The 11,755-nt window shown below is 69.0% G+C and carries 7 protein-coding genes and 2 pseudogenes; 3 read left to right on the top strand and 6 right to left on the bottom strand.

The window, feature by feature from the left end:
* Positions 1-93 precede the first annotated feature (93 nt).
* The 3 genes and pseudogenes from D6270_RS00055 to D6270_RS00040 all read left to right on the top strand — a co-directional run.
* Positions 94-288, top strand: a complete 195-nt coding sequence (locus tag D6270_RS00055) for a hypothetical protein (RefSeq protein WP_109167823.1) — start codon at positions 94-96, stop codon at positions 286-288.
* Between the two features lie 421 nt (positions 289-709).
* Complete coding sequence (locus tag D6270_RS00050; RefSeq protein ID WP_151414639.1) at positions 710-1,366, top strand: hypothetical protein; 657 nt, start codon at positions 710-712, stop codon at positions 1,364-1,366.
* 338 nt (positions 1,367-1,704) lie between these two features.
* Positions 1,705-2,486 (top strand): annotated as a pseudogene (locus D6270_RS00040) (IS5 family transposase); the annotation flags it as partial.
* A 307-nt stretch (positions 2,487-2,793) separates the two neighbouring features.
* Here the strand turns inward: D6270_RS00040 and D6270_RS00035 are convergent.
* The 6 genes and pseudogenes from D6270_RS00035 to D6270_RS00005 form a co-directional block, all read right to left on the bottom strand.
* Complete coding sequence (locus D6270_RS00035; protein WP_225976724.1) at positions 2,794-3,825, bottom strand: TniB family NTP-binding protein; 1,032 nt, start codon at positions 3,823-3,825, stop codon at positions 2,794-2,796.
* A 71-nt stretch (positions 3,826-3,896) separates the two neighbouring features.
* On the bottom strand, positions 3,897-6,032 hold the full coding sequence (locus tag D6270_RS00030) for a TnsB C-terminal domain-containing protein (protein ID WP_109167827.1): 2,136 nt from the start codon (positions 6,030-6,032) through the stop codon (positions 3,897-3,899).
* Positions 6,029-6,838, bottom strand: a complete 810-nt coding sequence (locus D6270_RS00025; RefSeq protein ID WP_109167851.1) for a TnsA-like heteromeric transposase endonuclease subunit — start codon at positions 6,836-6,838, stop codon at positions 6,029-6,031. The genes D6270_RS00030 and D6270_RS00025 overlap by 4 nt, the downstream gene beginning before the upstream one ends.
* Positions 6,839-7,044: 206 nt before the next feature.
* Positions 7,045-8,439: a TniQ family protein gene (locus D6270_RS00020; protein ID WP_109167828.1), complete on the bottom strand. Its 1,395-nt coding sequence runs from the start codon at positions 8,437-8,439 to the stop codon at positions 7,045-7,047.
* A gap of 281 nt (positions 8,440-8,720) precedes the next feature.
* Entirely contained in the window at positions 8,721-11,390 is a 2,670-nt protein-coding gene (locus D6270_RS00010; protein ID WP_109167829.1) for a DEAD/DEAH box helicase, read from the bottom strand.
* Positions 11,391-11,447: 57 nt separating this feature from the next.
* A pseudogene (locus tag D6270_RS00005) lies at positions 11,448-11,755 on the bottom strand (hypothetical protein); the annotation flags it as partial.

Here is an 11,755-nt window from a genome sequence, read left to right as displayed (position 1 = left end):
ACCCACGATCCCGGTCCCAGTGGCATAGATGGCGCCGCGCAGGGCGCTGGGTGGAGGTCACCCTGTGCGGCCGGAGGGCCTCCCTGCGCGGGCGTGAACCTGGAAGTCTTCGATTCCGCCGCCCACGGCGTCGCGGACACCGTGAAAATGGAAGTCCGTGGCTGGTCCCTGGAAGCGGTGCCCAACAGAGCGGAGCACTGGCGGTTGAACGATGACGACAAGGATGTGTCCGTCGTCGTCTGGCCGACCCAGCGCCGATACCTTGCCGAAGAACCGCTTCCCGAATAGTGGCCTCTTCCAAGCCTTGCAGCGCGGTCTTGTAGCCGCTGGGGAGGGTCCTGGTAGCGGGCGCCCCCTAACGGCAGCAGTCGGGTGGTCTCGCTCTCCTGCCACATCACCTCGGCGATGAACCCTGCGGTTTGAGGGTGGCTCCGAGGTCGCCGCGCCGGGCGACCCATACGTAAGGAGCCATCGTCCCGAGAACACCTTCGCCGCACGGCCCGCTCCGATGAAGCTGGCAGACGTCGCCAACGTATTCGCCTACGTCCAGGCGGTGCAGGCCGACGGTATCGGCACGATCTACGCGGTCATCGAGAGGACGGGCGAGCTCTTGCCCGCCCCGCCCACAGCCTTCCAAACTCGGTAGCCGTCGCACCGGGCATGGCTCACGATGCAGGACCACATCCCAGCCATTTGGAGCGTCATGACAATGATCATTTACCTGGACCAGTGCCACTGGATCACCATGGATCAGGCGCGTGTCTCCCGGAACAAGGTTCAGGTCGCCGAAGAACTCCAGGCAGCTGACGCTTTGTGGGCCCGGGTAGAGGCCGGGTTGGTCCGCCTCCCGCTGTCCAGTGCGCACTTGGTGGAGACCGTGCACGCGGGAACCAAGGAGCGTAGGCGTCATCTGGCGGAAGCCATGCTCGACGCCTACGGAGGCTGGCACATGGTCCAGCCGCTTGTCGTCCGCCGCCATGAACTTATATCCGCTCTTGGTGGTGGGAAGGCACTTGGGGCGGACGATGTCTTTAGCAGCGCTGCGGGGGCTCCCCTTTTCAACTACGACCTGATGCTCGCGCAGGCCGGAAGGCAGAGAGGCGAGCGGCAGGACCTGGCCGACGCAGTCTGGCGCGGTGTATGGAGCGAACTGCTTCGTGACGAGACGCTTCCGGCCGACGAGTTGGAGGCGACGGACGCCGTCATCGCCCGGTGGGCAGCGCTGCATGACGGGCTGGCTCAGTATCTGCGGGAGAATCCCGGTGACCGTGATCTGCGCCTGGTCACCGCCGCCGCTATGGTCGGTGACATCAAGCTGGACCTCGCCGAGGCAGCACTGACGGCGCAGATCAGCGACGGCGGCTAGGCGCCCTTCTGAAGCCCGAGGCTGTGGTCGGCTTCTTCTCTGGCCTTCCGTTCCTGGGGAGAGTCCTGGAAGTCACTTACGCGCGTCTTCGCGACCCTGGGGACCGGTGGGTCAACCACGACCTCAACGACCTTCACTTCCTCGCGTGTGCGGCTGGATACGCCGACCACGTGGTCGCCGAGAAGAAGACCGGACATCTGCTACAGCAGGCAGCCCGATCCCTGCCTACTCCACACGCCCGCATCCACCGCAACCTGCATTCCCTGCTACAGGACCTCAGCTCCGGGCAAAGCAGCTAAGACCGTTTCCTACATGGCCAGTTGGCGGTTGTGCTGTTCATGGGAAGTGGAGGGTGGGGATGGATTGTTCCGGACGGACTGTGGGAGATAGCGAGGCCGTTACTGCCGTCGGCCAGAGTGCGGCCGCAGGGCGGCGGGGTCGGGAACATCGATGATGAGGCGGTCTTCGCGGCGATCATCTACGTACTGGTCAGCGGATGCGCCTGGCGGGCCCTGCCGCCGTGCTTCGGTGCGTCGAAGTCGACCGTGCACCGACGGTTCGTCATCTGGTCGAGAGCCGGGGTGTGGGGCCGGCTGCATGAGAAGATTCTGCAACTCCTGGATGAACGGGACTTGATCGATCTGTCCCGGGCGGTCCTGGACTCCGCGCACGTGCGCGCTAAAAAGGGGGCGAACTTGCAGGTCCGAGCCCCGTGGACCGGGGCAAGCCGGGTTCCAGGATGCACGTCCTGTCCGACGCGGACGGACTGCCCCTACGCGTCGGGCTCTCCGCGGCCAACACCCACGACAGCCTCGCGCTGAAGTCCATGCTGTCCCATTTCCACATGGGACACGAATCCCACGCGACGGAATCGAAGCCCGGCCGCCTTCACGCCGATAAGGCGTACGACGTCCCCCACCTGCGGCGATGGCTCTGGGGTAAGCACATCGGAGTCCGCACCGCCCGCAAAGGCATCGAGTCCAGCGAGCGGCTCGGCCGCCGCAGATGGGTCATCGAGCGCACCATGTCCTGGCTGACCGGCTACCACAGACTCAACCACCGCTACGAGCGGAAACCAGGCAACTACCTGGCCTTTCTCGGACTGGCAGCCGCTCTCTGCGGAGCAGTCCTTCAGGAGGGGGTTGATCTTAACTTCAGCGAGCAGGCGCCCGAGCTCAGCCAAGGATGTTGTCGTTTCGTGGGGGTGTAGTTGCGGGACAGGCGGTGTCTTGTGCTGGGGGTATCCCGGTTGGTTGAGACTGTGTGAGCGTGGTCTTGCGGGGCTGGGGGCTTGCTGATGTGGGGTTCTCTCGTTTTCGTTGAGAGTTTTCTCGTGTCTCTCGTGTGGTCCTGTCTTCTAAAGACCTGGTGTGTGTTTTTCCTGGTCACAGCGTTGCGTGCTGTGTGGTCGTCGGACGTCCCGGGGGTTAGCGGCGGGATGTGGTGGGCCGGTTGGGGGTGGGGCGGTGGTGGGTTTCGGCGAGGTGGTCCAGGCGGATCGTTTCGAGGCTGGTTTTGGTGATGCGTTCGGTGCCGTTATGGATGGCGGTGATGGCTGCTTGGCGGATCAGGCGGGTGAGGGATCCGATGCGTCCTGCGGTGCGCTGGTGGAGGTAGGCGGCGTGGCGGGGGAGTGTGCCGGGCTGGTGTGCCCGTAGATCGAGTGCTGCTTCCACGCCGGTGATGAGTTCGCGGAAGGGTTCGTGTTTCCCGAGGCGTGCGGGGAAGGCGCCGCATTCCACGAGGGAGGCCCGCCCGGCGAGTTGGGCTCCGCGTACGCCGGAGAACAGGGCAGTGGTGGTGACGTCGATGCCCGCGTATACGAAGGTCGCGCGGATGCGTTCGGTGAGGTCTTTGAGGAGGTCGGCGGTTTCGGCGCCGGTGGTGGTGCGGGGGTTGAGCCGGTGGATCTCGTCGATGAGGATGAGGCGGACGCCGGTGTGGTTGTAGGTGTGGCAGACGGCGTCGGTGATCTGGGCCTGGGTCATCCGTCCGGTCACGGGGATGCCGAGGTAGCGGGCGAACTCGGTCGCGAGGGCTTTCGCGCTCGCCGCGGGCGGGACCAGCACGTATGCGACGGGCACCGGTGCGTGCATGCCAGGGCCCGGTGGCGGGTGCTGTCGGGTGTGGGCGAGGTGGCAGGTACGTCCGGTATGCAGGAGGGCGGTGGTCTTTCCGGCTGCTGCCGGCCCGGTGACGATCAGCGATGGCCGTGCGGTGGTCTGCTGGTGCTGTCCCAGGATCATCAGTGTGCGCACGGTGGTGGTGAGGGTGTCGATGGCCGGGGTTCGTACCGTGACGAAGGCGGAGTGGTAGGCGAGGCGTTCTTCCGCGCTTCGTCGGGGGTCTCCGGGGGCTGGTGGTTGTGGGGGAGGGGTGGTGGCGAAGTGCTGCCAGCCCTGCCAGGTCGTCACCGGCCATGCCGTGCCGGTTGGCCCGTCGTCGTCTGGGGCGCTCATGCCGTGCTCTGTTCGGGCGGGCCTTTCGTGCGCTGTGGATGGAGTGCCTTCTGCGCGCGGGCGGGGGCTGGTCACCACTTGAGAGCTTCTTCCTCGGCGTCGTAGAGCCCGTACCCGTTCACCGGCCCGGCCGGGTCCTGCACGGGTTCGTCTGGCGTGAGGCCGTCTGTTTCCTGGTCTTGGTCGAGGCCGTCGAGGTTGTCCTCGCCCGCGCCCGCTGCCCCCGGCTGTGGTCGGGGTGCGTGGTGCCGGCTCTGGGAACGGCGTGGTGGGGGAGTGCGGGCGGTGGTGGTGCGGTTGAGGAGGTGCTGCTCCTGGGCGGTGGCCTGTCCTGCCCGGGCGCGGCGCATCAGAGCGTCGAGGGCTTCGGCGAGAGCGGCTTCGGCCCGTTCGGCGTCCTGTCCGGTCTGCTGAGCGGTGATGGTGCGCAGGTATTGCCAGATGCGGTCGTTGAATGGCTGGTGGGTGTGGTCCCGGTGGATCCACGGGATCTCGGTGAGCCGGCCGTCGGGTAGGCGGATCCAGACTTGGCGGGCATCGTGGGGGTTGTAGTGGATCTCCCATTTCCCGTCGTGGCCTGCCACGCTGGAGGGCTGCCCGCGGTGCGGGCCGAGCAGGTCGTGGTCGTAGGTGCGGTGGCGCAGGCGGATGCCGTGCTCGGTGATGGCCTGCCACCGCACAGGCAGCAGCTCCAGGTAGTCATTGCCGGTCAGCGGTACGGGCACGTATCCGGCGGCCGCGACCAGGGCCGCCCACATCTGGTTCGGGGACAGCGCGATCTTCGGCAGCAGGGGATGCCGCAGGCCCTGGTGCGGGCGGTGGTGATAGTGCACGACCCACTCATCCAGCAGCTCTTGCAGCTGGGCGACGCTGTAACAGGCTTCGCGTGCCGCGTCTTTGCCGCGGCGAGTGACGTCGGAGCCGGTGTAGCCGGGCAGGTGCTGGCAGAACAGGGTGTTGATCGACCCGAAGGTCCGCTCCACGATGCCTTTGGCTGTGGGGGCGAACGGCGGTGCGGCCTGCACGCTGATCCCGAGTGCTTCGCAGGCGCCCGTGAACGCCTTCGACAGGAACACCTTCCCCCGGTCCACCACCACGGTCTCGGGTACCACGACCGGCCGTGCGGCTGCCCCGCGAAGACGTTCGTCCAAAGAAAGCAGACGCTCGGCCGGCAGGACCGCGCTGTGTGCGAAGCGCAGCACGTCAGGCCACCCCGGGCGTGCCGGATGCGGCACCGCCATCTCCGCCAGCAGCAGAGCGGCGCCAACCGCCTGAGTTCCGGCGGGGCACAGCACCCCCGCCAGGATCGCCCTGGTGGCGACGTCGACAGCGATCGTGAGTTCTGGCCGGCCCACGCTGCCGTCGTCGAACCGTGCGAGGACGTCCAGGCGGGTGGTGTCGATCTGGACCTGCTCCCCGGGCCGCAGTGCCACGGTCGGAGTGAATCCGCGTCCGTCGTCGGTGACCGGCACCGTCCGTACCCGGATGGCCGGATGATCTGCGGGGTGGGCGATCTCATGGACGAGGCGGTAGAACGTGGCCCGCGACGGCATCGTCACGGCACCCTTGTACCGCTCGTCCAGGAGCTGTGCGACCAGCGGCATCAGCCCCTTCACGGTGCCCTTGGAGCGCCCCCGCTGCCCGCGCAGTACCTCCCTGACCGCGGCCACGACCCGCTCGTCCTGCCGTCCGCCGCCGCTTCGCCCCCGTGTGGAGCGGTGGTCCACCAGCCCCCACAGCCCCTGTTTGCGGTACGCCAGCCGCATCTTCTGCACCGTCCTGTCCGACACCCGCGCAAAGCCCAGCGCCGTCAGCTCAGCGGCTTTGGCGCGTTCGCGCTCGGCCAGCGTCCACCTCTGCGGGTCGTACTCGTCCCGCATCACCCCGCCGCTGTCCGGTCCGCCAGGCAAGCCGCACTCGACCTCCCTGATGTGCCGCAGCCAGGCCATCGCCTTCTCCCGCGCAACCACAGGGGCGGTCTCGAACAGCCCCCACTGCGGCACCGCCTGCACCGGCTCCGCACCCAGGACCGCGAAGCCCGGGTCGGCGAACAGGTGCCCGGCGAGCACCACCTGGTCCGCGCCGCCCTCGTCGACCAGGTGGAAGCCCTGCCGGGAGAGGGCAACGACCTGCCACCGCACTCCGCGGAAACGGACCTGCGCCCCGACCTCCACCACCGGCCGGCCACGGCGCCGCACCCCGCTCACCCGGCCTCCCAGATTCCCGCACCAGCCCTGAAGCCGTCTCTGCTGCTGTCCCTGGCGCCCGGCAATCCGGATCCGCCCCCGGACGCAGGGGCATGGACCAGGACGCGTTCGTGCAGCGTCACATCGATCGCCGCCTCCAGCAGTCCCGCCCACAGAGCGTGGAAGGCGACGGGCAGCACCTCGATCGGATCACCGACCGCTGCCACCCCTTCAACGAGCGGCCGCGGCCGCTCGAATTCGTCCACCACCGCCTCCAGCAGCCCCGTTCGTCCCCGATGCCGCGGGTGGCGGTAGCCGGCCAGCCACTTCAGATTCGCTGCCGGCACCTCGTCCAGCGGCGCCAGGCGCCGGTAGCTCCAGCCGACCTCCTCACACGCCGCGCTCACTGCTTCCGCGGCGGCCAGGGCGCGTTCACCGCCGGTATCGGGGCGGCTGGGGCAGTCGGCCAGCAGGGCAGTGCCGTCGCGGTACCGGGCTAACAGCTGCGGCACCCAGGACCGCACCCGTCCCCCTCCATCGCGCCACAGCAGCCGCACCGGCCGCCCCGCGAGTCCGGTCACGTCCGGGGCCCGGTCCAGGACCATCAGCTGGAGGCGCATCGCGTTCGACCCCGCGGCCACGTGCCGCCTAGTGGTCGCCGACCACCACAGGCCCGGCCCCCACCGCCGCCCCGGGACCACCGGGAACGCCGACACCGGATCAAGGTCCTCGAACGCCACTGCCACGGCGGCATCCGCCCACCGCTGCTGCACCGCCCGCCCGACGGGGTCGATGAAGACCGCTTCGAACCCGGCCCCGATGTTCACGTCCACCGGCCCGGGCCTGCCGCCAGGCCTGACCGCCGCATTCTCGCCGCTCACCCGCCCAGCCAAACCGGCCCGGCTGCCCGCCGGAGCCATTTACGCATTCCGATCACATGGCGCCACGTGATGCGGTAGCAGGAGGCCACACGCCATGCACGCCCAAGCGACCTGGCGCGAACCGCCCACTTCCCGGCGAGCGCCAGCACCTATCAGTCGCCCGCGCCCTGATACGCCTTGAGCGCATCGGCCAAAGGACCAGGGGGCAGCTTCGCCCACCGGGCCACATCCTGGGGCGGCACCCCCGCATTCACAGCCGCCACCACTGTGTGCTGCAGAGCCTTCTCAATCAGGTCGGCACTGTGACCGAGAATGCGCAGCAGACGCTGGGCCACGTCCGCACTCGAACCGGCCTGAGCCCCACGCAGCTGGATCAGCTGCTCCTGAGCGCCGTCGACGAGGCTGCTGATCTGGGCGCGCTGTTCAACAGGCACCGCAGCCCGCCACATCGTCCCTGAGCCGGGTGCCTTCTTCTCTTTGCCCAGGACCCGCAGCTGGCCGGCCATGGTGGCGGCCTGGTGTTCCTGCCGCAGCCACCACGGGTCGTTGTCGTATCCGGGCGGCCCTCCGACGCCGCGACGCCGGCGGATGACACCGCCCATCCACGCAATCAGCGGACCACCGTGATCCGACGCCACCAGCGGCCCCAGCCACGGCCGCCCCACCCGCTCACCGAGACGGCGGCAGAACAACCCGTCGGCCGGCAGCGGCCGCGGCCGCCCGGCACCACTGTCCACCCACACCAGCTCGGCCATGCCCGGGTCCAGCAGCGCGCCGGCCACCGCCACCACCTCCGGGAAGACGACCGCGTCCCGCCCCACGATCCGCCACCACTCCAGATCACCCCCAGCATCTCCGCCCGCGACCAGATGCAGCCGGCGCGGCCAGACCGTCTCCCGCTCCCAGCCATAGGCCCCCTCCCACCACCGGGCGACCACCGCCCGCGCCAGCGCGAACACCCGCGCCGGCTCCGCACCGGCCCGCACCGCCCGCCGCCCCACCGACGCCCACCGCCGCTGCGCCGCCACCACCTCCGGCAGACGCCGCACGTCCAGGTACTCACGGGGCTGGTCGGCGTCCGCGTCCAGGAGCCACCGCCCGTGCCGCACACACACCCGTTCCCACCGCGGGGCGTATCGCACCGCACGCACAGCTGTTCCTGTGCGCTGCGCCGTACACAGCCCGCAGCCGAACGCCACCGGCCCAACAACTACGCCGCCGGTCCGCCACACCGCAGCCGGCACTTTGTCCTTTCCGGCAGGCAGCTTGGCGTCCTGCTTTCCCCAGGACGGCAACGCCCGTGCCGCCACGTCCTCCCCGATGCCGCACAGGCTCGCCAGAAGTCGCCGTCCGGCAGCGTTCAGCACTACCTCGGCGTCAGCCCGGCAGGCGCCGCCCTCGTGCTTGGGCTGCTGGTTAAGCCACTGCCAGTACGACCGCAGCCCCTTCGCCTCCAACCCGTAGCGGCTGGCGACGCGGCAGATCAGCGACGAGGTCGTCTCCCCCTGCAGGGGCGCGATCCGCAGGAGGCCGGGGTAAGGGGTCACTCCACCACGGTCTCGTGCTCACCGTCTTGGCGGGCGTTTTCGCAAAAGACGCTCAGCAGACCGAGACCACCTCACCCCAGCCGACCGCATTCGTCGCGATCAAGCCCCAGTTATCGTCGCTGACAACAGCCCACCTGAGCTGATCGAGGACCGCGTCATCGTCCGCTTCAGCCGAGACGAGGCAGAACCGCCCTACGGCTTGATCGACGATGAGACGGGCTGAAGACAAGACCACCCGAGTCAGGTCCTGCCTGGAAACCAGCCAGGATCTGAAGTCCGGGTCAGGCCCAGTCCACCCCCAGCTGTGCGAGGGCATCGAGCTGCTCCGCCGTGAGTTTGTCGCGGCGTTGTTTCTGGTTGGCGTACCAGACCCCCAGGGCGAGGTCGTGTTCCTGGTCGTCGATGACGATCTTCTCTCGGTGGGTCCGTTTCACCGTTGCCTCGCCCTCTCGGGCAACGTACTGGGCTAGGGCCACCAGGCCGCGTTGGAAGGCTTGCTGCGCCTTGCCCGATCCCTTCGTCGACCGTGCAGCGGCCGGGGCGGGAGGCGGGGCCTGGGCAGGTTCCACGCCCAGCGCGGTCAGCCGCTGCTGCTGCTCCTCGGTGAGCTGCTTCCAGGTGCCCGACTGGGTTTGCCGCTGGAGCCACCGTCCGATGTCGTCGCCCTCGAAGAGCACTCCGGGTGCGATGTCGGGCAGGCTGCCGTCGGCGTCGACCAGGTCCGCGAGTACGCGGTGGTGGCGTTGCCAGTCGAGTGGCCAGGGGCAGTTCCAGTCCGGGTCGATCTCCGCCAGCTGCTCCGCGCGCGCAGTGGCCCGCTCCGCATCCTTCCCGAGCCCGCTCTTGCGGCGGAGGTTGGCGAGGAGCTGTCCGACAGCTAGCTGCTCCCCGTCTGCCGCGCCTTCGCCCCAGATGGCGTCTTGTCGGGGTGCGAGGTGCCCGTGTGCCTGGTGGTAGGAGCGGAGTGCGGCGAGTTTGGTTTCCCATGCTTCGTCGCCGGGTTCCCACACCATGCCAGCCTCTGGCATGTCGAGGAGGTCTTTGCGGTGGGGGTCGAGTTCCCCGGCCCGCAGCGTCTTTCGCTGTTGGTGCACCCATCGGCCAAGCGGGAACGTCTTCGTCGTGCCGACTGTGGTCTCGACGTCATAGGGCACGGCGTGCAGGCCGGTGATCCCGTTCTCAGCTCGCCAGCGGGTGAGGGCTTGGTAGCCCTCGAGCCAGACGAGGGACTGAGGGCGGATGACGCGGCAGCGGGTGAGGGCGGCGATGTCGGCGGCGTCGCGGGGGGAGGCGAAGTTGACCACGATGGAGGTGACCCGGTCGACCTCCTGCTGCTCCTCGCCGGCCTCCGCGGGCATGTCCCCGTTCTCTGGGCCTACCCCGGTGGCGGGGGAGGGGTGGACGTGGATGCGCCGTCGTTCGGTGCCGCGGGTGAGGGCGCGGGAGGCGAGCTGGTCGACCATGCGTTCCGAGTGCGAGCGCAGGGCTTGGAGGATGTCGACCAGGGGCTGGTAGCTGGCCGAGGCGATCATGTCCTTGGGGTCTTCCCCGGGCTGGAGGAAGACGGGGATGATGATCCGTGCGGTCTTGGCCCGGCCGTCGGGGTTGGGGCGCAGGGCGCGTCCGATGTTCTGGACGACGTCGACCTGGGAGCTGCGCGAGCCGACGATGCACACGGCCTCGACCCCGCGCAGTCCGGTGATGTCGACCCCGACCCCGAGGGCGCGTACGGAGGAGAGGAACGCCCGGTGCACCCGCCGGCTCTCGGAGTCGATGCCGTTGGCGAACCGCTGAATCACCTGGCGCCGGTGCGCGATGGGATGGTCCCCGCACAGCCAGTCCGCCCACACCCGGCCCGGCGGCACGTGACGGCCCTCCTCCAGCTCGTACAGCTCTGCGTCGATCGACGACGCGGGCAGCTCCTCCGCACCGGCCAGCGCCGCCGCGGACGCCTCAGCGGCATACAGCTCGGCGGCGGTGCGCGGCATCTGCCCGGCGAACGCCGCGGCTTCCTCGACCCGCTGGTGGAACACCATGGTGGTGTGCAGATTCTGCTGCGCCGCGTGCTCCAGCAGCGCCGCTTGGAGCAGGGCCATGCGCCGGCCGCGCAGGGCGTCCTCGGACAGGCCGAGGATCGGGTCCGGGTCGCGGATCTCGAGCACGTCGATCTCGAACCCCGCGAGGATCGAGCGTTCCACCGCCTCTGCCAGACCGAGATCGAAAATCCGGGTGCCGTAGGTGCTGGAGTCGTCCTCCATCGACGCGATGACCAGCTCCCGGCCGCCCCGCCCGCGCTGCGGCCGGGGCGCGGCGAGGATGCGCGGGGTGGCGGTCAGGTAGAGCCGGAAGGCGACAGGGATCCGGCTGTTGTCGTGGATCGCCGCCCACGGCCGCCCCATGTCCCCCGCGGTCATGTGCCCCTCGTCCAGAACGGCCAGGTCAAACGGAGCCATCCGCTGCCCGTACAGCCGCTCCCCGCCCGCCAGAGCCGACTCCAACGGCCCAGGAACAGTCCTACGCCCAGAGACATCGGCCGGGTCCTCACGGTCCACGAGAGAGGCGTACGTGGCGAACACGACCACCGGCCCGGACCCCGCCCACAACGCGAGCTGGATCGGATTGGTGGTGGTGCGCACTCCGAGCTGCTCCAGGACCTCGTCCTTGTCCACCGAGCAGACCGCGACCATCGGCGCCCGGTGCCCGACCCTGCGCCAGGACTGGGCACTCTGCACGATCAGATCCAGCGTGGGCACCATGACAAGGATCCGCCCGTCCGGAAAGTACTCCAGAGCGCTCGCGGCGGTCGTGATCGTCTTGCCGGACCCGGTCGCGGACACCCCCATGGCACGCGCCCCCTCGGGGGGTACAGATGATCTTGCAGGGAATCCCACCCACCTACGGAACGCCGATTTCTGGTCGACCTGGTGTTCTCTGAGAGAGATTTTCTGCATGTCGGTTTTCATTCCTACGTGGTGGAGGATCGGGCGAGGGCATGGCGTCTCGGGTGGCTATGTGCCGAGGCCCCTGAGTCCCCATTCGTCGAGTCCGGCGTAGACGGTGGCGGTGAGGCATTGAGGTGCGTCCATGACTTCGGCTTCGCCGCGGTAGACGGCGACCAGCGAGTCGGTACCGCGCCACCAGGTATCCGCAAGGCCGACGACCTCCGGTACGGCCTCGAACCCCTCGAGCTCGAGCTCGTCCACGGCAGCGCCCGTCAACCTCGTGGTCGTGCGAGCCCACCGATGAGCGTGGTCCGCCAGGGCCAGGGCTTCCACCCAGCCCTCGACACTGGCGTGCATGGGCACCCACTTCCCGG

Source organism: Streptomyces griseus subsp. griseus (assembly GCF_003610995.1).
GTDB lineage: Bacteria > Actinomycetota > Actinomycetes > Streptomycetales > Streptomycetaceae > Streptomyces.
Note: the sequence above shows the minus strand (reverse complement) of the source record. Positions and strands in the feature narration are given on the sequence as shown.

What these genes read in the sequence shown, in the direction of transcription:
- D6270_RS00050 (WP_151414639.1), top strand. Translation starts at nt 710, where the DNA reads ATGATCATTTACCTGGACCAGTGCCACTGGATCACCATGGATCAGGCG.
- D6270_RS00035 (WP_225976724.1), bottom strand. Translation starts at nt 3,825, where the DNA reads ATGAGCGCCCCAGACGACGACGGGCCAACCGGCACGGCATGGCCGGTG.
- D6270_RS00010 (WP_109167829.1), bottom strand. Translation starts at nt 11,390, where the DNA reads ATGCAGAAAATCTCTCTCAGAGAACACCAGGTCGACCAGAAATCGGCG.